Origin of the sequence: Mycobacterium sp. AZCC_0083 (assembly GCF_014202335.1) — a bacterium.
GTDB lineage: Bacteria > Actinomycetota > Actinomycetes > Mycobacteriales > Mycobacteriaceae > Mycobacterium.
Genome location: NZ_JACHGP010000001.1, coordinates 1 through 21,116, shown reverse-complemented (window position 1 = coordinate 21,116; position 21,116 = coordinate 1). Strand labels below are relative to the sequence as shown.

Below are 21,116 nucleotides of genomic sequence, written 5' to 3'. Positions count from 1 at the left end.
CTTGCCTGCTGGGTGTGCAGGACGCTGTAGAAACAGAATGGTCGAGGGCGCCGTCGCAGGTCTTGACGGTTTCCGACATGCTTTTGTCTTTTCCCGACAGGGGGTCGATCGGATGGCCAGCCTGATCCGTGCCACCAACCTCTGGGGGTACGGCGACCTGGTCAGGGAACTCGGCGCCGATCCAGAGCCGTTCCTGTCGCGGTTCGGCATTCCTGCCGGTATCGAGCACGAGGAGGACGCGTTCGTCCCCTTCGAGGCGACAGTTCGACTGCTCGAGGCCACTGCGGCCGAGCTGAATTGCCCGGATTTCGGGCTGCGCCTCTCGCACTGGCAGGGCCTGGACATCCTGGGTCCCATCGCCGTGATCGCGCGCAACGCGCAAACCTTGCTCGGTGGGCTGGAGTCGATCGCCCGCTATCTGTACGTTCATTCCCCCGCGTTGAAGCTCACCGTCGCGTCGCCCATCGCAGACACCGACGTCCGGTTCACCTTCGAGGTGGTCGAACCGGGCCTGCCCTCCGTGTTCCAGGCATACGAACTGAGCATGGCCAACGGCGTGCGGATGATCCGTCTCATGGGCGGGCCGGAGGCACGACCGCGCGCAATCTCGTTCATGCACGAGCAACTGGGTTCGGATGCCGCGTACCGCCAAGCGCTGGGCTGCCCCGTGCGTTTCGGACAGACGTGGTGCGGGTTCGACCTACCGCAGCACGTGGCGGGGAGACGTATCGCGAGCGCGGATCCGGAGACCCGGCGCATCGCCACCAAGTACCTGGAGTCCAACTATCTGCCGAGCACCGCGACGCTGTCCGAACGCGTGGCAGAGCTGGCCCGGCGGCTGCTGCCCACCGGGCAATGCAGCGTGGAAGCGATCGCAGACCAACTCGCCATGCATCCGCGCACGCTGCAACGAAGTTTGACCGCCGAAGGCGTGCGATGCCAGGACCTCATCGAACGTGAACGCCAGAATCACGCGGCGAGATACCTCGCCGATCCGCGGTTTCACCTCAGCCAGATCGCCGTCCTGCTCGGCTATACCGAACAGAGCACGTTCAACCGGTCGTGCCGCCGCTGGTTCGGGATGACCCCCCGGCAGTACCGAGCAGACCTCAAGGTCAGCGCTGCCTCGCGTACGCCCGGGAAATGAATTTGCACCTGCTTGCATAACCATGCAGAATCGCCGCATGACCTCAGTGGCGGTGGCCGGTGCCAGTGGATACGCGGGCGGCGAGATCTTGCGCCTGCTGCTCGGGCACCCCGCCTATGCCGACGGGCGCCTGACCATCGGCGCGCTGACCGCCGCGGCGAGTGCCGGTAGCGCGCTCACCGAGCACCACCCGCACCTCCTGCCGCTGGCCAATCGTGTGCTTGAGGCGACGGACGTCGAGGTGTTGACCGGTCACGACGTGGTGTTCCTTGCCCTGCCGCACGGCCACTCCGGGGCACTGGCCGAACAACTCGGGTCCGACACGCTGATCGTCGACTGCGGCGCGGACTTCCGGCTCACCGATCCCGCCGCCTGGGAGCGGTTCTACGGCTCCGCTCATGCAGGCAGCTGGCCCTACGGACTGCCGGAGTTGCCCGGCGGCCGGGAGGCGTTGCGCGGAACCAAGCGCGTCGCCGTGCCTGGCTGCTACCCAACGGCCGCCTTGCTTGCGCTGCTGCCTGCGGTGGCCGAGGATCTCGTCGAGCCCGCCGTCACCGTCGTCGCCGTGAGCGGCACGTCTGGCGCAGGACGAGCCGCCAAGGTCGACCTGCTCGGCTCCGAGGTGATCGGGTCGGCCCGCGCCTACAACATCGGCGGAGCGCACCGGCACACGCCCGAGATCGCCCAGGGCCTGCGCACGGTCACCGACGAGGACGTCACCGTGTCGTTCACGCCGGTGCTGATCCCCACGTCGCGCGGAATCCTTGCGACCTGCACCGCCAAGACCGCGGCGTCGCTGTCCGAGATCCGTGCCGCCTACGAGAAGTACTACGGCGGAGAACCATTCGTGTACTTGCTGCCGGAAGGGCAACTGCCGACGACGGGTGCGGTGATCGGCAGCAACGCCGCGCAGATCGCGGTCGCCGTCGATGCCGACGCCGGCGTACTGGTGGCGGTATGCGCCATCGACAACCTGGTAAAGGGCACCGGGGGCGCGGCGGTGCAGTCGATGAACCTTGCGCTGGGCTGGGCTGAAACGGAAGGACTTTCGATCGTGGGTGTGGCGCCATGACACAAGGAACCGAGACCGCGAAATTGGTGCGCACACAGGGCGTCACCGCCCCGGCGGGGTTCCGCGCGACCGGAATCGCCGCAGGCATCAAGGCATCCGGCAATCCGGACCTCGCCCTGGTGTTCAACGAAGGACCGGATTACGCCGCGGCCGCCGTGTTCACCCGCAACAAGGTCAAGGCCGCGCCGGTGTTGTGGACCCAGCAGGTGATGACCACCCGGCGGCTGCGCGCGGTCATCCTCAACTCCGGGGGAGCCAACGCCTGCACCGGGCCAGCCGGGTTCCAGGACACCCACCAGACCGCCGAGGCCCTTGCGGCCGCACTGTCGGACTGGGGTAGCGAGACCGGTGCGATCGAGGTCGCCGTCTGCTCGACGGGACTGATCGGCGACCGGCTGCCGATGGACAAGGTGCTGGCGGGCGTCAAGGACATCGTCCACGAGATGGCCGGCGGGCTGACCGGTGGAGTGGAGGCCGCGCAGGCCATCATGACCACCGATACGGTGCCCAAGCAGGTTTCGCTGCACCACGAAGGGAACTGGACCGTCGGCGGCATGGCGAAGGGCGCTGGCATGCTCGCCCCGTCGCTGGCCACGATGCTGTGCGTCATCACCACCGACGCGGTCGCCGACGCCGACGCGCTCGATCACGCTCTGCGCAACGCCACCGCTCGCACGTTCGACCGGCTCGACATCGACGGCAGCTGCTCCACCAACGACACCGTGCTTCTGTTGGCGTCGGGTGCCAGTGAGGTCGCACCGAGCCAGGACGAGCTGGACGCCGCCCTGCTCGCCGTGTGCAACGACCTGTGCGCGCAACTGCAGGCCGACGCCGAAGGGGTCACGAAGCGGATCGCGATCACCGTCACCGGCGCCGCCAGCGAGGACGACGCCGTCACCGCGGCACGCGTCATCGCCCGTGACAGCCTCGTCAAGACCGCTCTGTTCGGCTCGGATGCCAACTGGGGCCGGGTGCTGGCCGCGGTAGGCATGGCGCCCGTCGATCTGGATCCGGACCGGATCAGCGTGGCGTTCAACGGATCTCCTGTCTGCATCGACGGCGCAGGCGCACCCGGTGCGCGCGGTGTCGATCTGTCCGGCGACGAGATCGCCGTCGTCGTCGACCTCGGCGTCGGATCCGGCGAGGCCACGATTCGGACGACGGATCTTTCACACGCCTACGTCGAAGAGAACTCGGCGTACTCGTCGTGACCGATGAGCGCTTGCGCGAAGAGCATGTGACCGCAGCCCAGGTCCTCGCCGAGGCGCTGCCGTGGCTGAAGGCTCTGCACGGCAAGATCGTCGTCGTCAAGTACGGCGGTAACGCGATGACCGACGACGTGCTCAAGGCCGCGTTCGCCGCCGACATGGTGTTCCTGCGCAACTGCGGGATCCATCCCGTCGTCGTGCACGGCGGCGGACCACAGGTCAGCGCCATGCTCAAGAGGCTGGGCATCGCGGGCGATTTCAAGGGCGGATTCCGGGTGACCACACCCGAGGTCCTCGACGTCGCGAGGATGGTGCTGTTCGGCCAGGTGGGCAGGGAACTCGTCGGACTGATCAACGCGCACGGCCCGTACGCCGTCGGCATCACGGGCGAGGACGCGCACCTGTTCACCGCGGTCCGGCGCAGTGTCAACGTCGACGGTGTCGCGACCGACATCGGCCTGGTCGGCGACGTCGAGCGGGTGAACACCACCGCGGTCCTCGATCTCATTGCCGCGGGCCGTATTCCGGTGGTGTCGACGATCGCGCCCGACGTCGACGGGGTGGTGCACAACATCAACGCCGACACGGCGGCCGCGGCGCTGGCCGAAGCGCTGGCCGCGGAGAAGCTGTTGATGCTGACCGACGTCGAGGGTCTCTACACCAGCTGGCCGGACCGCGGTTCGCTGGTCAGTGAGATCGACGCCGCGACGCTCACCGAACTGCTGCCGACGCTCGAGTCGGGCATGGTGCCCAAGATCGAGGCCTGCCTGCGCGCGGTGGCGGGCGGTGTGCCGAGCGCACACGTCATCGACGGCCGCGTCGAACACTGCGTCCTCGTCGAGTTGTTCACCGATGACGGTTCCGGAACGAAGGTGGTGAAGTGATGTCCGGCGGGCAGGAGCGCAGCGACTCGGGGAATGGGTCAGCCAATACACAGGTGCTGCAAGAGCGTTGGCAGGCCGTGATGATGAACAACTACGGCACGCCTCCGGTCGCACTGGTCAGCGGTGATGGCGCAGTGGTGACCGACGCCGACGGCAAGTCCTACGTCGACCTGCTCGGCGGTATCGCGGTCAACGTCCTCGGCCACCGGCATCCCGCGGTGATCGAGGCCGTCACGCGCCAGCTGAACACACTGGGACACACGTCCAATCTGTACGCCACCGAGCCGGGCATCGCGCTCGCCGAAGCCCTTGTCGCCCACCTCGGCGTCGACGTGCCCGCGCGGGCGTTCTTCTGCAATTCGGGTACCGAAGCCAACGAGGTGGCCTTCAAGATCGGCCGCCTCAGCGGGCGCACCAAACTCGTTGCCGCAGAAGGTGCCTTCCACGGCCGCACCATGGGATCGCTCGCGCTGACGGGTCAGCCTGCCAAGCGGGCGCCGTTCGAGCCGCTGCCGGGCGACGTCACGTTCGTGCCCTACGGCGACGTCGAGGCACTCGCGCGCGTCGTCGACGCGGACACCGCAGCGGTGTTCCTCGAACCGATCATGGGGGAGGGCGGGGTCGTCACCCCGCCGCCGGGCTACCTGGTCGCCGCGCGTGAGATCACCGCAGCGCACGGCGCCCTCCTGGTCCTCGACGAGGTGCAGACCGGGGTCGGCCGGACCGGCACCTTCTACGCCCACCAGCGCGACGGGATCACACCCGACCTGGTAACGCTCGCAAAGGGTTTGGGTGGCGGGCTGCCGATCGGCGCCTGCCTGGCCATCGGTGACGCCGCGGGCCTGCTGACCCCCGGTCTGCACGGCAGCACGTTCGGCGGCAACCCGGTGTGCACCGCGGCGGCACTCGCGGTGCTGAAGACCCTGGCCGACGAGGACCTGATCAACCGCGCCGACGTGCTCGGCAAGACGCTGAGCCACGGCATCGAGGCCATCGGGCACCCGCTGGTCGACCACGTCCGCGGCGCGGGCCTGCTGCGTGGTGTGGTGCTGACCGCGCCCCACGGCAAGGCGGTCGAGACCGCCGCGCGGGATGCGGGGTTCCTCGTCAATGCCGCTGCACCCGACGTGATCCGGCTGGCCCCGCCGCTGGTCGTCACAGAGGCGCAGATCGACGCGTTCATCACCGCTCTGCCCGCGGTCCTCGACACCGCCACTGCGGCTTCGTCGGAGGCATCGTGACGCTGCGACACTTCCTGCGCGACGACGATCTCTCGCCCGACGAGCAGGCCGAGGTGCTGGCGCTGGCTGCGGAGCTGAAGCAGGCGCCGATGAGCAGGCGTCCGCTGGACGGTCCGCGCGGTGTCGCCGTCATCTTCGAGAAGAACTCCACCCGCACCCGGTTCTCGTTCGAGATGGGCATCGCGCAGCTCGGCGGTCATGCCGTGGTCGTCGACGGCCGCAGCACTCAACTCGGTCGCGAGGAGACGCTGGAGGACACCGGACGGGTGCTGTCGCGCTACGTCGACGCCATCGTGTGGCGGACGTTCGCGCAGGAACGGTTGAGCACCATGGCCTCTGGCTCCACGGTGCCGATCGTGAACGCGTTGTCCGACGAGTTCCACCCGTGCCAGGTATTGGCCGACCTGCAGACGCTGGTCGAGCGCAAGGGCAAGCTGGCGGGCCTGCGGATGACCTACTTCGGCGACGGCGCGAACAACATGGCGCACTCGCTGATGCTCGGCGGTGTGACCGCAGGCATCGACACCACCATCGCGGCCCCGGTCGGTTTCGAACCCGATCCGCGGTTCGTCGACGCGGCAAGGCGGCGGGCGAGCGAGACCGGAGCGACGGTGTCCGTCACCGCAGATCCGCGCGCCGCGGCCGACGGTGCCGACGTCGTGGTGACGGACACCTGGACGTCGATGGGCCAGGAGAACGACGGACTCGACAGGGTGCGCCCGTTCCGGCCCTTCCAGATCAACGGCAACCTGATGCGTCTTGCCGATCCCGACGCCGTGGTTCTGCACTGCCTGCCTGCACACCGCGGCTTCGAGATCGTCGACGACGTCATCGACGGACCGCAGAGCGCCGTGTGGGACGAGGCGGAGAACCGGTTGCACGCCCAGAAGGCACTGCTGGTGTGGCTGTTGGAGCGGTCGTGACGGCACCGACAAGGGCAGGACGACAGTCGCGCATCGTGGCGCTGCTGTCGTCGAACTCGGTGCGCAGCCAAAGCGAGCTGGCGACGATGCTGGCCGACGAGGGCATCGACGTCACCCAGGCCACGCTGTCACGCGACCTGGAGGAGCTCGGCGCAGTCAAGCTGCGCGGCGCCGACGGTGGCGTCGGCGTGTACGTGGTGCCCGAGGACGGCAGCCCCGTGCGCGGGGTTTCCGGTGGCACGGAACGGATGTCGCGCCTGCTGGGCGACCTCCTGGTGTCCACCGACGCCAGCGCCAACCTGGCGGTTCTGCGCACCCCGCCAGGGGCGGCGCACTACCTCGCCAGTGCCATCGACCGTTCCGCGCTGCCCTACGTGGTCGGCACGATAGCCGGTGATGACACCATCCTGGTGGTCGCCCGCGAACCCATGACAGGCGCCGAACTGGCCGCAAGGTTTGAGAACAAAGGAGATTGATTCATGTCCGAACGCGTCATCCTGGCGTATTCCGGCGGTCTGGACACCTCGGTCGCGATCAGCTGGATCGGCAAGGAGACCGGTCGCGAGGTCGTGGCCGTGGCCATCGACCTCGGACAGGGCGGTGAAGACATGGAGGTGGTCCGGCAGCGTGCGCTGGACTGCGGCGCGGTCGAGGCCGTCGTGGTCGACGCCCGCGACGAGTTCGCCGAGGGCTACTGCCTGCCGACGATCAAGTCGAACGCGCTCTACATGGACCGCTACCCGCTGGTGTCCGCGATCAGCAGGCCGCTGATCGTCAAGCACCTCGTCGAGGCGGCGCGCGAGCACGGTGGCGGCACGGTGGCCCACGGCTGCACGGGCAAGGGCAACGACCAGGTTCGCTTCGAGGTTGGGTTCGCCTCGCTGGCCCCCGACCTGGACGTGCTCGCACCGGTTCGCGACTACGCGTGGACCCGGGAGAAGGCGATTGCGTTCGCCGAGGAGAACGCCATCCCGATCAACGTGACGAAGCGGTCGCCGTTCTCGATCGATCAGAACGTGTGGGGCCGCGCGGTGGAAACCGGTTTCCTCGAACATCTTTGGAACGCCCCCACCAAGGACGTCTACGACTACACCGAGGATCCCACGGTCAATTGGAGCTCGCCCGACGAGGTCATCATCGGCTTCGAGAAGGGCGTGCCGGTATCAATAGATGGGCGCTCGACGTCCGTTTTGGAGGCGATCGTCGAACTGAACCGGCGCGCGGGTGCGCAGGGCGTCGGCAGGCTCGACGTGGTCGAAGACCGGTTGGTCGGCATCAAGAGCCGTGAGATCTACGAGGCGCCGGGCGCCATGGCGCTGATCACCGCGCACACCGAGCTCGAGCACGTCACGCTGGAACGCGAACTGGCCCGGTTCAAGCGGACCACCGACCAGCGGTGGGGTGAGCTCGTCTACGACGGGCTCTGGTACTCGCCGCTCAAGACGGCGCTCGAGACGTTCGTGGACCACACCCAGGAACACGTCACCGGTGAGATCCGGATGGTGCTGCACGGCGGCCACATTGCGGTCAATGGGCGCCGGAGCCCGGAATCTCTGTACGACTTCAACCTCGCCACCTACGACGAGGGCGATACCTACGATCAGTCCAGCGCGAAGGGCTTCGTGCACATTCACGGCCTGTCGAGCAAGATCGCCGCGAGGCGGGACCTGGCCGACACATGACTCTTCCCGCGAGCGCGCGTGTTTGCGGGCAACACGCCGCGTCTGAACCCGAGTTTGCGCGCGCTCGCGAAGGTGAGTCGACGTGAGCACCACCAACGAGGGGTCCCTCTGGGGTGGGCGGTTCGCCACCGGACCTTCGGAAGCGCTTGCCGCGCTGAGCAAGTCCACGCACTTCGACTGGGTGCTCGCCCCCTACGACGTCACGGCGTCCAAGGCGCACGCCCGGGTGCTACACCGGGCGGGTCTGCTGACCGACGAGCAGCGCGACGGGCTGCTTGCCGGCCTCGACAGCCTCGGTGAGGACGTCGCCGACGGCAGTTTCGGTCCGCTGCCGTCCGACGAGGACGTGCACGGCGCGCTGGAGCGTGGGCTGATCGATCGGGTCGGCGACGATCTCGGCGGCAGGCTGCGGGCAGGGCGGTCACGAAACGACCAGGTGGCGACGCTGTTCCGGATGTGGCTGCGCGACGCGATGCGGACCGTCGGCAACGGCGTGCTCGACGTGGTCGCTTCGCTGGCCATCCAGGCCGCATCGCATCCCACGGCGATCATGCCCGGCAAGACCCATCTGCAGTCGGCGCAGCCGGTCCTGCTGGCCCATCACCTGCTCGCCCACGCCCACCCGCTGCTGCGCGACGTGTCGCGGATCGTCGACTTCGACGCGCGAACCTCCGTGTCGCCGTATGGATCCGGCGCGTTGGCGGGTTCGTCACTGGGACTGGACCCCGACGCCATCGCCGAGGAGCTCGGCTTCGCCGCAGCGGCCGACAACTCCATCGACGCCACCGCGTCCCGCGACTTCGCCGCGGAGGGCGCGTTCGTGCTGGCGATGATCGCCGTCGACCTGTCGCGGCTCGCGGAGGATGTCATCCTCTGGAGCACCACCGAGTTCGGCTACGTCACGCTGCACGACTCGTGGTCGACCGGCAGTTCGATCATGCCGCAGAAGAAGAACCCCGACATCGCCGAACTGGCGCGCGGCAAGTCGGGTCGGCTGATCGGCAATCTCACCGGATTGCTGGCCACACTCAAGGCGCAGCCGCTGGCGTACAACCGGGACCTGCAGGAGGACAAGGAGCCGGTTTTCGACTCCGTCGGCCAACTGAACCTGCTGTTGCCCGCGATGGCAGGCCTGGTCGCCACGCTGCGCTTCGACACCGACCGGATGGCCGAGCTCGCGCCGTTGGGCTACACGCTGGCCACCGACGTCGCCGAATGGCTGGTGCGCCAAGGCATTCCGTTCCGGGTCGCCCACGAGGCGGCAGGTGCCGCCGTCAAGGCAGCGGAGGCAAGGGGAGTGGGCCTCGAGGAACTGGCCGACGACGAGCTGGCAGGAATCCACCCTGGTCTCACCGCGGAGGTCCGCGACGTGTTGACCATTTCGGGATCGGTGAATTCGCGCGACGCCCGTGGCGGCACGTCGCCCATTCAGGTGGCCAAGCAGCTCGGCGTCGTCCGCGATACCGCGGACCGACTGCGGATCGCCTTGCGGCCCTAGTCCTCCGCCAGGGACAGCCACTCCTCCTCGAGTGCTTCCTTGCGGGCCAGCAGCTCACTCAGCTCGGCGTTCAGCTCGGCCGCGCGCACGTGGTCGGCGGCCGCCTCGGCCATGGTGTGGTGCAGGGCCGCGACCCGTTGGTCGAGCTTGCCGAGCTGACTCTCGATGCGGGCCAACTCCTTTCCCGCACGGCGCTCACGTGCCGAGGCGGACTCGGCGCGTTCGGCGGGACGACCTGCTGACGGCGCCTCGGCGGCCGTCCGCTGCGCCAGGTATTGCTCGATGCCGCCTGGCAGCATGTCGCAGCGGCCGCCGCCGGGCAGCGCATAGGTCACGTCGGCGACCCGCTCCAGGAAGTAGCGGTCGTGCGTCACCAGGATCAGCGTGCCTGGCCACCCGTCCAGGTAGTCCTCGAGCACGTTGAGCGTGTCGATGTCGAGATCGTTGGTCGGTTCGTCGAGCAACAGCACGTTCGGCTCGTCGAGCAGCAGCCGCAGGAACTGGAACCGCCGCCGCTCGCCGCCGGAAAGGTCGCCGACGCGCGTGGTCAGCTTGTCGCCGGTGAACCCGAAGTCCTCGAGCAAGGTGGCCGTGCTGACCTCCTGGCCGCCGGCGAGTTCGGTGATCCGCTTGGCGCTCTCGACCGCGTCGAGCACACGCACGTTGCCGTCCAACTCCACCAGCGCCTGGCTGAGATAACCAATCCTGAGCGTCTTACCCCGTTTGACGGTGCCCGAGGTGGGCGTCAGCTCGCCGGTCAACAGCTTCAACACTGACGTCTTGCCGGTTCCGTTGACGCCGACCAGCCCGATCCGCACGCCCGGCCCGATGGACCAGTCCAGCTTGTCCAGGATCATCCGGTTGCCAAGTTCCAGGCTGACGCGATGCAGATCGAAGACGTCCTTGCCAAGTCGGGCCGTCGCGAACCGCTGCAGTGCCAGCGAGTCCCGCGGTTCCGGCTCGTTGGCGATCAGGTCGTTGGCCGCCTGGATGCGGAACTTCGGCTTCGAGGTGCGCGCGGGCGGGCCGCGTCGCAGCCAGGCCAGTTCCTTGCGCATCAGGTTGCGTCGGCGTGCCTCGGTGCCTGCGGCCTGCCGCGTCCGTTCGGCGCGGGCCAGCACGTAGGCCGCGTAGCCGCCCTCGTAGGCGTCGACCTCGCCGTCGTGCACCTCCCACATGCGCGTGCAGACGGCGTCCAGGAACCACCGGTCGTGGCTGACGACCACGAGCGCCTTGGATCGCAGCTGCGACAGGTGGCCCGCCAGCCACCCGATGACCTCGACGTCGAGGTGGTTGGTTGGTTCGTCAAGCACCAGGACGTCGTGGCCGGCCAGCAGCACCGCGGCCAGCGCCACCCGGCGCCGTTCCCCGCCGCTGAGGTCGGCGACCTCACTGTCAAGCCCGACGTCGGCGAGTAGGTGCTCGACCACAGCCCGGGTGTCGGGTTCTGCCGCCCAGATGTGGTCGGGGCGGCCTTCGACGATCACATCCCGGACGGTGGCGTCGGCGGCGAAGTCGTCCGCCTGGTGCAGGTAGCCGACTGACAAACCCGAGGTGTGGGTGACCCGGCCTGTGTCGGGCGGTCGGGTCGCGGTCAGCACCTGCAGCAGGGTCGTCTTTCCGTCGCCGTTGCGGCCGACGACGCCAATCGCATCGCCTTCGTCGACGCCGAGGCTTACGCCGTTGAGCAGGGTTCGGGTGCCGTAGCCGACGCTCGCGCGTTCGACGTTGATCAGGTTCGCCATCAGCCGCTGATCATAGGGCCGTCCGTGGAGACGACGGTCGGTGCAATCCCAGCGGGAGGTCAGGGTTGCTATGAAAGGATGACGGCGGATCGGGGGATTCGGGACGTCACAAAGGGGAGCCAATGGACCTGTCGGCGATCACCAAGCCGGTCGGGCGTTTGGTTGCAACCGCTCAGAACGGTCTGGAAGTACTCCGCTACGGCGGACTGGAGACCGGCGCGGTGCCGTCCCCGTTCCAGATCATCGAGGCCGTGCCGATGTACCGGCTGCGACGGTACTTCCCTCCTGACACCAGGCCCGGCGCCCCACCCGCTGGTCCACCCGTGCTGATGGTGCACCCGATGATGATGTCGGCCGACATGTGGGACGTCACCCGCGACGCCGGTGCCGTCGGGATCCTGCATGCGGCGGGGATCGATCCGTGGGTCATCGACTTCGGTTCGCCCGACCAGGTCGAGGGCGGTATGCAGCGCAACCTGGCCGATCACGTCGTCGCGCTGAGCGAGGCCATCGACACGGTCAAGACGGTCACCGATCGCGACGTACACCTCGCCGGTTACTCGCAGGGCGGCATGTTTGCCTACCAGACCGCGGCGTACCGGCATTCGAAGGACTTGGCGAGCATCATCGCTTTCGGCTCTCCGGTGGACACCCTTGCGGGCCTCCCGATGAACTTGCCCGCCGGTTTCAGCTCCGCGGCCGCCGACTTCATGGCCGACCACGTGTTCAGCCGCATCGACATCCCTGGCTGGATGGCCCGCACCGGGTTCCAGATGCTCGACCCGATCAAGACCGCACAGTCCCGCCTGGACTTCCTGCGCCAGCTGCACGACCGCGAGGCGTTGCTGCCACGGGAGCAGCAGCGGCGGTTCCTGTCCAACGACGGCTGGATCGCCTGGTCGGGCCCTGCGATCGCCGAACTGCTCAAGCAGTTCATCGCCCACAACCGGATGATGTCCGGCGGATTCAGCATTCGCGGTGACCTGGTCACGCTCAGCGACATCGACTGCCCCGTGTTGGCGGTGGTCGGCGAGGTCGACGACATCGGCCAGCCGGCATCGGTGCGCGGCATCAAGCGCGCCGCTCCGCAGGCGGATGTCTACGAATACCTCATCCGCGCTGGGCATTTCGGCCTCGTGGTGGGCTCGAGGGCGGCCAACGAGACGTGGCCGACGGTCGCGAATTGGGTGAAGTGGCTTTCTGGCGACGGCGAGATGCCCGAACACGTGGTCCCGATGGCGCTTCAGCCCGCCGAGCACAACGAGAGCGGCGTACCCCTTGCGTCGCGGGTGGCGCACGGTGCTGCCGCCGCGACCGAGATGACGTTCAGCCTGGCCCGCGCGGCGGCCGACGCGTTGGTGGCGGCCAACAAGTCGGCTCGCGCGCTGGTCGTCGAGACCGCGCGCACCCTGCCCAGGCTGGCGCGTCTCGGCCAGATCAACGATCACACCCGCATCTCGTTGGGCCGGATCCTGTCCGAGCAGGCCCGCGGGGCGCCGGACGGCGAGTTCCTGCTGTTCGACGGCCGGGTGCACACCTATGAGGCGGTCGATCGCCGCATCAACAACGTCGTCCGTGGCCTGATCGGGGTCGGCGTGCGCCAAGGCGCTCACGTCGGCGTCCTGATGGAGACGCGGCCGAGTGCCCTGGTCGCCATTGCGGCGCTCTCGCGTCTCGGCGCGGTGGCCGTCCTCATGCCGCCCGACGGAGATCTCTCCGAGGCCGCGCGCATCGGCGCGGTGTCCGACGTCATCGCCGACCCCGGCAATCTCGAGGCGGCAAGGCAACTGCCTCTGCGCGTACTGGCGCTCGGCGGCGGTGAGACGCGCGCGCTGAACCTGCCCGAGGACGCCGACGTCACCGACATGGAGCAGATCGACCCCGACGTGGTCGAGCTGCCGGGTTGGTACCGGCCCAATCCCGGATACGCCAAGGATCTGGCGTACATCGCCTTCGCCACCGTCAACGGTGAGCTCGTCGCCCGTCAGATCACCAACTTCCGGTGGGCGCTGTCCGCGTTCGGCACGGCCTCGGCGGCCAACCTCGGCCGCAGCGACACGGTCTACTGCCTCACCCCGCTGCATCACCAATCCGGCTTGCTGGTCAGCCTTGGCGGCGCCGTGGTCGGCGGCACCCGCATCGCGCTGTCGCGGGGCCTGCGTCCCGAGCGGTTCGTCCACGAACTGCGCCAGTACGGCGTCACCGTCGTGTCCTACACGTGGGCAATGCTGCGTGACGTCTTGGGGGAATTCCAACGCGATCCGTCCTTTGGCCCCAACGGCAACCACCCTGTCCGGTTGTTCATCGGTTCCGGCATGCCCACCGGGCTGTGGAAGCGCGTCGAGGAGGAGTTCGCGCCCGCGCACATCGTCGAGTTCTTCGCCACCACCGACGGGCAGGCCGTTCTGGCCAACGTGTCTGGGGCCAAGATCGGCAGCGAGGGGCGCCCACTGCCCGGCGGCGGCCACGTCGAGCTCGCCGCCTATGACGTCGACGACGACTTGATCCTGGAGGACGACCGCGGATTCGTGCGACTGGCGCAGGCAGGCGAGGTCGGCGTGCTGCTGGCCCATCCGCGCGGCCCGATCGATCCGACCGCGTCGGTCAAGCGGGGTGTGTTCGCGCCAGCGGACACCTGGGTGTCGACGGAGTACCTGTTCCGCAAGGACGATGACGGCGACTTCTGGCTCGTCGACAACCGCGGTTCGGTCATTCGCACCGCCCACGGACCCGTCTTCGCCGCGGCGGTGAACGACGCCGCGGGACGAGTCGGTGCCGTGGATCTGTCGGTCACCTACCGGGTCGAGGTCGACGGGTCGCTATTCGCGGTCACGGCGTTGACGCTCGCTCCCGGTGGCAGCGTGCCGACGGCCGACCTGAACGAGGCGCTGGCCGGGCTCGCCGTTGGTGTTGCGCCGGACTTCATCCACGTGGTGCCCGACATGAAGCTCAGCGCGTCCTACCGCCCGCTGCTCGGTCCGCTCGAGGCCGAGGGCATCCCGAAGCCGTCGCGTAACGCCTGGTACCTCGACGAGGATACGAACCGCTACAAACGGCTCACCGCGGCGGTGCGGGCCGAGCTGGTCGATGCGGCCGGTGATGACTGAGGCCGTGCCGCCGTCGCGGCACACTGTTAGGCTCCCGCTGGCGGCAGATCGCCGCACTGGGTCGGGCCAGGCTCCGCATGGAGGATCGATGACATCGCATACCAGCAGGTACACGGGCTGGCGGCGCGCGTTCACCGGAGCAGTGGCCAGTGGTGCGCTGGCCGCGGGACTGATGGCGGGGCTGGGGTCCGGCACCGCCAGCGCCGACGTGCTCGACGACATCGGCGCGCAGTACGACACCGGTGCCGGCGGCGGTCAGGTTTCTGAACTGATCCATGTCGCCCTCAAGATGCGCGCCCTTGGCTTCGTCCCGTCCAAGGGCAACATGGACGATCTCGTCGCCGCGATGGACAAACGCCCCAACCAGGTGCCGTTGATCGACGCGCTGACGAACACGATTGCCTTCCAGAAGCGGAACCAGGCCCGTGGCCAGCAGCAGCAGGCTCCGGTGAATATCGGCATCAACACGTACAACCCGACGGGCCCCGTCGGCCCCCAGAGCGGATTTGGAATCGGCGGTCCCGGCGGCGGCATCAACATCCCGCTGGGCCCGTAGGCGTCGTGCTCGACCAACGGTTGCTCGACATCTTGGTGTGCCCGCAGGACCGTGGCCCACTGCTGCTGACGGGTGACGTGCTCTACAACCCGAGGCTGCGCCGTGCCTACCGGATCGAGGCGGGAGTGCCCGTGCTGCTCGTCGACGAGGCCGTGACGATCGATGACGACGCGGAGCATCAGCGGCTGATCGAGCACGCTGAACCCTAGTCCAGTACGGGCAGGTCGCCGGTCAGATACCGCTGCAGGTTCGGCGCGATGGTCTCGGACACCTGCTGCACGGGAAGTGACTTGAACGGTTCCAGCTCCAGGATGTAGCGCGCCATCACGACGCCCACCAATTGGGACGCGACGAACTGAACCCGGATCCGGCCCGAGCCGGGTGGGTCATCGACGCGCGTCCCGACTTCGACGGCGACGACCTCCTGCAGGAACGAGCGGATCAGACTGACCTCGTTGCCGGCCAACAGCGATCGCAGCGTGGCAATCAAGCCGGAACCCATCTCGGAGTCCCACAACGGTAGCAGCAGCGACGGCAACTTCAGCCCGAGCTCGTCGACGGGAGTTTCACGCAATGGTCCGATCACCAGCATCGGGTCGATCGGAATGCGGACGGCGGCAACGAAGAGCTGCTGCTTGGTACCGAAGTAGTGATGCACCAGCGCGGCATCCACTTCCGCCGCGGACGCGATCGCGCGGATCGAGGTCTTGTCGATGCCGTTGCGGGCGAAGAGCTCTCGCGCACTGGCCAGTATCCGGTCGCGGGTGTCGGATGGCCCCGGTGGTCGCCCGGGACGCTTCTGGCTCACGGAGTCCTGCGCCGCAGCGTCGCCGCGGCCAGGCACAGTGCCACGACCGCGAAGCCGACGACGATCGCGATGTCGCGGGCTGCAGTGGCGGTCAGGTCGGTGTTGGCGCCGACCTGTCGCAGTGCTTCCAGCGCGTAGCTGGCGGGCATCGCATTGCTGATCCATTGCAGCCACTCGGGCAGCAAGTCGCGGGGCACGATGATGCCGCAGAGCAGCAACTGGGGCACGATCACCACCGGCATGAACTGAACTGCCTGAAACTCGGTGCGCGCGAACGCACTACACAACAGGCCGAGGCCGACGCCCAGAACGGCGTTGATGATCGCAATCGCGAAGACCAGCAACGGATTTCCCGCCGTCTCGAACCCGAGCAGCCAGAAGGCGACGACGCACGCGAGGGACGCCTGCGCGGCTGCCGCGATCGAGAACGCGGTGCCGTAGGCGGCCAGCAGATCCAGCCGGCGCAGGGGAGTGGTGAGGATCCGTTCCAGCGTTCCCGAGACGCGTTCGCGCTGCATGGTGATCGACGTGATCAGGAACATGATGATCAGCGGAAAGACGCCGAGCATGATCAGGCACGCGTTGTTGAACGGCGACGGCGTGCCCGGCCGGTGCGGTGCGTTCTGGAACATGAAGTACATCAAGGTGATGACGAGGCTCGGCACCACCAGGATCATCGCGACACTTCGGTGGTCCCCGGCGAGTTGCCGGAGTATCCGTCCGGTGGTCGCCAGGTAGGCCTGCGGGCTCAGCCGGCTGCGATCGTTCAGGCCGCGGTGCTGTGCCGAATGATGGCCAGAAACGCCTGCTCCAGTGACGTACATCCGGTGTCCTCCCGCAGTTTCGATGGTGTGGTGTGAGCGAGAAGGCGGCCTTCTCGTAGGAGCAAGAGGTCGGCGCAGTTGTCGGCCTCGTCCATGACGTGGCTGGAGACCAGCAGCGTCGTACCGCGACCTGCCAACTGATGAAATTGCTCCCACAGGTCGACCCGCAGAACGGGATCGAGGCCCACGGTCGGTTCGTCGAGCACCAGCAGGTCGGGGTTCGACACCAGTGCGCAGGCCAGCGACGCCCGGGTCCGTTGGCCTCCGGAGAGGTTGCCGCACATGGCCGTCCGATGGTCCGTCAGGCCGACCGTTGCGATGGCCTCGTCGGCTGACTTCGCATCCGAGCCGTAGAGCGAGGCGAAGTAGCGCACGTTGTCGATGACGCGCAGGTCGTCGTAGATGGTGGGGTCCTGGGTGACGTAGCCGACGCGGCGGCGGAGGTCGCCCGAGCCAGCGGGCCTGCCCAGCACCGTGACGACGCCGGAGGTGACGATCTGCGTGCCGACGATCGAGCGCATCAGCGTGCTCTTGCCGCACCCGGACGGGCCGAGCAACCCGGTGATGGTGCCGCGGGCGATCCGCACCGAGACGTCGTGCAGCGCCGTGCGCTTACCGCGAACCACGGTCAGATGCTCGATCGTGACGGCAGACCCGTCGTCGTGGATTAATTCATCGTGCGATGAAGTCATCATGTGATGAATAATGCTCTCGGCCCGCACCGGTGTCAATGGGTGCGAGCGGTAGCGGGCAAGATCGCTGCCATGAGTGCGGAATCGCTGGCCATCGATCCCGTCACGGCCGCCCTGCGGTTACTCGGAGGGCGTCTCGTGGGGCGCGGTGTGTCCGCGGTGATCGTCGAGGTGGAGGCCTACGGCGGCCCGCCCGATGGACCGTGGCCGGATGCCGCGGCGCACTCATTCCGCGGCCCGACGACCCGCAGCGCGATCATGTTCGGGCCTGCAGGACGGCTGTACACCTACCGCAGCCACGGCATCCACGTGTGCGCGAACATCGTGACCGGTCCCGACGGCGTGGCGTCGGCGGTGCTGTTGCGCGCGGCGGCCGTCGACGAGGGCATCGACGTCGCGGCCAGCCGCCGAGGCGCCTCGGTGTCCGCGGTGGCACTGGCCCGTGGTCCTGGCAACCTGTGTTCGGCGTTGGGAATCGCGATGAGCGACAACGGAATCGACCTGTTCGACCCCGCCAGCCCGGTCCGGCTGGAGCTCGCCTACGAGCATCCCGCCGCCGACGGCCCGAGGGTCGGGGTCAGTGTGGCCGCCGACCGGCCCTGGCGATTCTGGCTGGCGGGCAGGCTGGAGGTCTCGGCGTACCGGCGAAGTCCGCGCGCGCAGGCGCCCGGCGACAGCGACTGATCCTCAGACCGGCCTCGGCCACGTCGGAAGCCATCGCCTGACCTCTTCTCGATACCGCACGTACTCGTCGCCGAACTGCCGACTCAACGTCGGCTCCTCGTAGCCGTGGACGAACACTGCGACGGCGACGAACACGGCGGCCGCGTACCAGAGCAGGCCGAATCGGCCGAGCGCCAACGCCTGCCCCACGATCGTCGCCACCACCGCCAGGTACATCGGGTTCCTGACGTACCGGTAGAGGCCGCCGACCACCAGGTGCTCCGTCGGGGCGACGGGGGCCGGCGTGCCGAGGCCCTCGCGAACGAACCGACCGAACGCGTGCAGCAACACCGCTGTGCCGGTGACGATCAACATCGCCCCGACGACTCGTATCGGAACGCCGAATTCGCCCAGCTCGTGCGGTTGCCATCGGGTCAACCACCACGGGATGAGTCCTGCGACGACGCCGGGTGCGAGCCCGAAGAAGATGGCGCTACCTGCCGCCGCTGCCAGTACCTTCATCGCCCCTCCAATGATAAGTTGCGAAGGTTACCTGCGCAATTATATGCAGGTAACCTTCGCAAAGTCCAGGAGGTCGTCATGGCAGTCGACAGTGCCCGCACCGTCACGATGAGCGTGCTGCTCCGGCAGATGGCCCGTCTGATGACGGACGAACTGATCGAGCGGATGTCCGCCGCCGGGTTCGATCACCAATCAGCCACGCACCACCCGGTTTTCGAGAACATCGATCCAGGCGGCACGCGGGTGACCGTGCTGGCGGCGCGAGCCGGGATGACCCACCAGTCAATGGGCGAGCTGGTGCGGTCGATGGAGCGTCTCGGGTACCTGGAGAGTCGGGTCGACCCGTCCGACGGCAGGGCGCGGCTGGTCGCGCTGACCTCGACCGGCCGAAACACCGTCCGCCATGCGATAGGTGAGATCGCCGACATCGAGCGGGCGTGGCTGGAGCGCTTCCGCGGCGCTGGATTCGACGTCGATCTCCGCGGCGCCCTCGTCGCTGCACTCCGCGCCTACGAGTCGGAGCACGTGGATACAGGTGCGAGATCGTAGATCCACCTCGGTCCGGCCGGACCGAGTGCGGAAAGATCGACGCCGTGACGTCTACCGAAACCGCCATCCTCGACGAGCTGGAATGGCGTGGCTTGATCGCCCAGTCCACCGACCGGGGCGCGCTGGCCGCCGAGCTCGCGACCGGCCCCGTCAGCGTCTACTGCGGATTCGACCCGACCGCGCCGAGCCTGCACGCCGGAAACCTGGTCCCGCTGTTGGCGTTGCGACGATTCCAGCGGGCCGGTCACCGGCCGATCGTGCTGGCCGGTGGCGCCACCGGCATGATCGGCGACCCTCGTGACTCCGCCGAACGCAGCCTCAACACCACCGATACCGTCGCGGACTGGACTGAACGCATCCGCGGGCAGCTGGAACGGTTCGTCGACTTCGACGACTCGCCGACCGGCGCGATCGTCGAGAACAACCTGTCGTGGACGGGCGAACTGTCGGCGATCGAGTTCCTCCGCGACGTCGGCAAGCATTTCTCGGTCAACGTGATGTTGGACCGAGACACCATCCGGCGCAGGCTCGAAGCCGAGGGCATCTCCTACACCGAGTTCAGCTACATGCTCTTGCAGGCCAACGACTACGTGGAGCTGCATCGCCGGTACGGCACCCGGTTGCAGATCGGCGGATCGGATCAGTGGGGAAACATCATCGCCGGCGTGCGACTGGTCCGCCAGAAACTAGGCGAGACGGTGCACGCCATGACCGTTCCGCTGGTGACTGCGGCGGACGGCACCAAGTTCGGCAAGTCGACTGGTGGCGGAAATCTCTGGCTCGACCCGGAGATGACCAGCCCGTACGCGTTCTACCAATACTTCGTCAACACTGCGGACGCCGACGTCGTCAACTACCTGCGCTGGTTCACCTTCCTGACTGCCGACGAGCTGGCCGAACTGGAGCAAGCCACGGCGGAGCGGCCACACGAGCGGGGGGGCCAGCGCCGGCTGGCCCAGGAGTTCACCACCTTGGTGCACGGTCAGGCCGCGACGGATGCGGTGGAACACGCCAGTCGTGCGCTGTTCGGGCGGGGGGAGCTGACCGAACTGGACGAGGCGACGCTCGCGGCTGCACTACGGGAGGCGTCCGTCGCCGAACTCGGGCCTGGTGGACCGGACGCGATCACCGACCTGCTGGTGGCCAGCGGCCTGTCGGCGAGCAAGGGTGCCGCGCGGCGGACCATCGCCGAAGGAGGCGTCTCGGTCAACAACGTGAGGGTCGAAAGCGACGAATGGGTTCCGCAGCCTGCGGACTTTCTCTACGGCAAGTGGCTAGTGCTGCGCCGGGGAAAGCGGAATATCGCAGGTGTGGAGCGCGTTGGATGATTGGTACGAGCGTACCGCTGTGTCGGAAAACGTCGTCTAGCAGGCGATTTGACTCCGAGTTTTCCCTCTTGTAACTTAATCCAAGTCGTCGCGACGCGGTCCAGCCGCTGAGCGCGACGGCATCCCAGAGGGAAGTCCACTTCGGTGGGTTACCTCATCTGCCCGCACTACGCTTCGCGGCTATTGGCCGCGGGGTTGTTGCGCGGTCAGGCGGGTGTGTTGTTTGAGAACTCAATAGTGTGTTTGGTGGTTTTTGTTTGTTGTTTTGCTGTGTCTCTTTTTTTCTCGTTTAGGGGGCATGGTTGTTTGAAATTTTTGATGCCAGTTTGTTTGGTGTCTTTTGTTTGGTTTCAGATTGTTCTGATTCGAATTCACCTGGCTTTTGGGTTGGGTTGTTTTTGTTTGGAGAGTTTGATTCTGGCTCAGGACGAACGCTGGCGGCGTGCTTAACACATGCAAGTCGAACGGAAAGGCCCTTCGGGGTACTCGAGTGGCGAACGGGTGAGTAACACGTGGGTGATCTGCCCTGCACTTTGGGATAAGCCTGGGAAACTGGGTCTAATACCGAATACACCTTGCTGGTCGCATGACCTGGTGGGGGAAAGCTTTTGCGGTGTGGGATGGGCCCGCGGCCTATCAGCTTGTTGGTGGGGTGATGGCCTACCAA

At 67.5% G+C, this 21,116-nt stretch carries 20 protein-coding genes and 1 rRNA gene; 16 read left to right on the top strand and 5 right to left on the bottom strand.

The window, feature by feature from the left end:
* The first annotated feature begins 112 nt into the window (after positions 1-112).
* The 9 genes from HNP02_RS00105 (at position 113) to argH (ending at position 9,655) form a co-directional block, all read left to right on the top strand.
* Positions 113-1,147, top strand: a complete 1,035-nt coding sequence (locus tag HNP02_RS00105) for an AraC family transcriptional regulator (protein WP_184432759.1) — start codon at positions 113-115, stop codon at positions 1,145-1,147.
* Between the two features lie 22 nt (positions 1,148-1,169).
* Positions 1,170-2,219 carry an N-acetyl-gamma-glutamyl-phosphate reductase gene (gene argC / locus HNP02_RS00100; RefSeq protein ID WP_184432756.1) on the top strand — a complete coding sequence of 350 codons (1,050 nt, stop codon included), beginning with the start codon at positions 1,170-1,172 and terminating at the stop codon, positions 2,217-2,219.
* Positions 2,216-3,430: a bifunctional glutamate N-acetyltransferase/amino-acid acetyltransferase ArgJ gene (gene argJ / locus HNP02_RS00095; protein WP_184432753.1), complete on the top strand. Its 1,215-nt coding sequence runs from the start codon at positions 2,216-2,218 to the stop codon at positions 3,428-3,430. The genes argC and argJ overlap by 4 nt, the downstream gene beginning before the upstream one ends.
* Before the next feature lie 11 nt (positions 3,431-3,441).
* On the top strand, positions 3,442-4,311 hold the full coding sequence (gene argB, locus HNP02_RS00090; protein ID WP_184434758.1) for an acetylglutamate kinase: 870 nt from the start codon (positions 3,442-3,444) through the stop codon (positions 4,309-4,311).
* Positions 4,311-5,552, top strand: coding sequence for an acetylornithine transaminase (locus HNP02_RS00085; protein WP_184432750.1), 1,242 nt, complete (start codon positions 4,311-4,313; stop codon positions 5,550-5,552). The genes argB and HNP02_RS00085 overlap by 1 nt, the downstream gene beginning before the upstream one ends.
* 2 nt (positions 5,553-5,554) lie before the next feature.
* Entirely contained in the window at positions 5,555-6,475 is a 921-nt protein-coding gene (gene argF / locus HNP02_RS00080) for an ornithine carbamoyltransferase (protein WP_184434756.1), read from the top strand.
* On the top strand, positions 6,406-6,951 hold the full coding sequence (locus HNP02_RS00075; RefSeq protein WP_375373623.1) for an arginine repressor: 546 nt from the start codon (positions 6,406-6,408) through the stop codon (positions 6,949-6,951). Before argF ends, HNP02_RS00075 begins: the two co-directional genes overlap by 70 nt.
* A gap of 3 nt (positions 6,952-6,954) precedes the next feature.
* The gene (locus HNP02_RS00070; protein WP_184432744.1) at positions 6,955-8,157 is read left to right on the top strand and encodes an argininosuccinate synthase; all 1,203 of its coding nucleotides are present in this window, start codon (positions 6,955-6,957) and stop codon (positions 8,155-8,157) included.
* 82 nt (positions 8,158-8,239) lie between these two features.
* Complete coding sequence (gene argH, locus HNP02_RS00065) at positions 8,240-9,655, top strand: argininosuccinate lyase (protein ID WP_184432742.1); 1,416 nt, start codon at positions 8,240-8,242, stop codon at positions 9,653-9,655.
* Here the strand turns inward: argH and HNP02_RS00060 are convergent.
* Positions 9,652-11,400: an ABC-F family ATP-binding cassette domain-containing protein gene (locus HNP02_RS00060; RefSeq protein WP_184432740.1), complete on the bottom strand. Its 1,749-nt coding sequence runs from the start codon at positions 11,398-11,400 to the stop codon at positions 9,652-9,654. The two genes, argH and HNP02_RS00060, sit on opposite strands and share 4 nt — an antisense overlap.
* A 122-nt stretch (positions 11,401-11,522) precedes the next feature.
* Between HNP02_RS00060 and HNP02_RS00055 the strand changes: the two genes are divergently transcribed.
* The 3 genes from HNP02_RS00055 to HNP02_RS00045 all read left to right on the top strand — a co-directional run bounded on the left by HNP02_RS00055 (position 11,523) and on the right by HNP02_RS00045 (position 15,272).
* Positions 11,523-14,507, top strand: coding sequence for an acyl-CoA synthetase (locus tag HNP02_RS00055; protein ID WP_184432738.1), 2,985 nt, complete (start codon positions 11,523-11,525; stop codon positions 14,505-14,507).
* Between the two features lie 88 nt (positions 14,508-14,595).
* A complete protein-coding gene (locus HNP02_RS00050; RefSeq protein ID WP_184432736.1) occupies positions 14,596-15,063 on the top strand; it encodes a hypothetical protein in 468 nt (155 codons plus the stop codon).
* A gap of 5 nt (positions 15,064-15,068) precedes the next feature.
* The gene (locus HNP02_RS00045; protein WP_184432732.1) at positions 15,069-15,272 is read left to right on the top strand and encodes a Trm112 family protein; all 204 of its coding nucleotides are present in this window, start codon (positions 15,069-15,071) and stop codon (positions 15,270-15,272) included.
* Here the strand turns inward: HNP02_RS00045 and HNP02_RS00040 are convergent.
* From HNP02_RS00040 to HNP02_RS00030, 3 genes are read right to left on the bottom strand one after another with little or no spacing between them, the layout of a single operon-like run.
* A complete protein-coding gene (locus tag HNP02_RS00040; protein WP_184432730.1) occupies positions 15,269-15,871 on the bottom strand; it encodes a TetR family transcriptional regulator in 603 nt (200 codons plus the stop codon). The genes HNP02_RS00045 and HNP02_RS00040 overlap by 4 nt on opposite strands.
* A complete protein-coding gene (locus tag HNP02_RS00035) occupies positions 15,868-16,695 on the bottom strand; it encodes an ABC transporter permease (protein ID WP_184432727.1) in 828 nt (275 codons plus the stop codon). The genes HNP02_RS00040 and HNP02_RS00035 overlap by 4 nt, the downstream gene beginning before the upstream one ends.
* Positions 16,638-17,390 (bottom strand): ABC transporter ATP-binding protein, encoded by a 753-nt coding sequence (locus HNP02_RS00030; protein WP_184432724.1) that lies wholly within the window; start codon positions 17,388-17,390, stop codon positions 16,638-16,640. Before HNP02_RS00030 ends, HNP02_RS00035 begins: the two co-directional genes overlap by 58 nt.
* Positions 17,391-17,459: 69 nt before the next feature.
* On the opposite strand from HNP02_RS00030, the gene HNP02_RS00025 reads away from it, so the two are divergent.
* Positions 17,460-18,071 carry a DNA-3-methyladenine glycosylase gene (locus HNP02_RS00025; protein WP_184432721.1) on the top strand — a complete coding sequence of 204 codons (612 nt, stop codon included), beginning with the start codon at positions 17,460-17,462 and terminating at the stop codon, positions 18,069-18,071.
* 3 nt (positions 18,072-18,074) lie between these two features.
* On the opposite strand, the gene HNP02_RS00020 is transcribed toward HNP02_RS00025, so the two are convergent.
* The gene (locus tag HNP02_RS00020; RefSeq protein WP_184432718.1) at positions 18,075-18,572 is read right to left on the bottom strand and encodes an isoprenylcysteine carboxylmethyltransferase family protein; all 498 of its coding nucleotides are present in this window, start codon (positions 18,570-18,572) and stop codon (positions 18,075-18,077) included.
* Between the two features lie 78 nt (positions 18,573-18,650).
* Between HNP02_RS00020 and HNP02_RS00015 the strand changes: the two genes are divergently transcribed.
* The 3 genes from HNP02_RS00015 to HNP02_RS00005 form a co-directional block, all read left to right on the top strand.
* The gene (locus HNP02_RS00015) at positions 18,651-19,121 is read left to right on the top strand and encodes a MarR family winged helix-turn-helix transcriptional regulator (protein ID WP_221317023.1); all 471 of its coding nucleotides are present in this window, start codon (positions 18,651-18,653) and stop codon (positions 19,119-19,121) included.
* Positions 19,122-19,165: 44 nt separating this feature from the next.
* Positions 19,166-20,449 carry a tyrosine--tRNA ligase gene (gene tyrS / locus HNP02_RS00010; RefSeq protein WP_184432714.1) on the top strand — a complete coding sequence of 428 codons (1,284 nt, stop codon included), beginning with the start codon at positions 19,166-19,168 and terminating at the stop codon, positions 20,447-20,449.
* Positions 20,450-20,848: 399 nt separating this feature from the next.
* Positions 20,849-21,116 (top strand): 16S ribosomal RNA (locus HNP02_RS00005); the annotation flags it as partial.

What these genes read in the sequence shown, in the direction of transcription:
- HNP02_RS00105 (WP_184432759.1), top strand. Translation starts at nt 113, where the DNA reads ATGGCCAGCCTGATCCGTGCCACCAACCTCTGGGGGTACGGCGACCTG.
- argC (WP_184432756.1), top strand. Translation starts at nt 1,170, where the DNA reads ATGCAGAATCGCCGCATGACCTCAGTGGCGGTGGCCGGTGCCAGTGGA.
- argJ (WP_184432753.1), top strand. Translation starts at nt 2,216, where the DNA reads ATGACACAAGGAACCGAGACCGCGAAATTGGTGCGCACACAGGGCGTC.
- HNP02_RS00085 (WP_184432750.1), top strand. Translation starts at nt 4,311, where the DNA reads ATGTCCGGCGGGCAGGAGCGCAGCGACTCGGGGAATGGGTCAGCCAAT.
- HNP02_RS00070 (WP_184432744.1), top strand. Translation starts at nt 6,955, where the DNA reads ATGTCCGAACGCGTCATCCTGGCGTATTCCGGCGGTCTGGACACCTCG.
- HNP02_RS00060 (WP_184432740.1), bottom strand. Translation starts at nt 11,400, where the DNA reads ATGGCGAACCTGATCAACGTCGAACGCGCGAGCGTCGGCTACGGCACC.
- HNP02_RS00055 (WP_184432738.1), top strand. Translation starts at nt 11,523, where the DNA reads ATGGACCTGTCGGCGATCACCAAGCCGGTCGGGCGTTTGGTTGCAACC.
- HNP02_RS00050 (WP_184432736.1), top strand. Translation starts at nt 14,596, where the DNA reads ATGACATCGCATACCAGCAGGTACACGGGCTGGCGGCGCGCGTTCACC.
- HNP02_RS00035 (WP_184432727.1), bottom strand. Translation starts at nt 16,695, where the DNA reads ATGTACGTCACTGGAGCAGGCGTTTCTGGCCATCATTCGGCACAGCAC.
- HNP02_RS00030 (WP_184432724.1), bottom strand. Translation starts at nt 17,390, where the DNA reads ATGATGACTTCATCGCACGATGAATTAATCCACGACGACGGGTCTGCC.
- HNP02_RS00025 (WP_184432721.1), top strand. Translation starts at nt 17,460, where the DNA reads ATGAGTGCGGAATCGCTGGCCATCGATCCCGTCACGGCCGCCCTGCGG.
- HNP02_RS00020 (WP_184432718.1), bottom strand. Translation starts at nt 18,572, where the DNA reads ATGAAGGTACTGGCAGCGGCGGCAGGTAGCGCCATCTTCTTCGGGCTC.
- HNP02_RS00015 (WP_221317023.1), top strand. Translation starts at nt 18,651, where the DNA reads ATGGCAGTCGACAGTGCCCGCACCGTCACGATGAGCGTGCTGCTCCGG.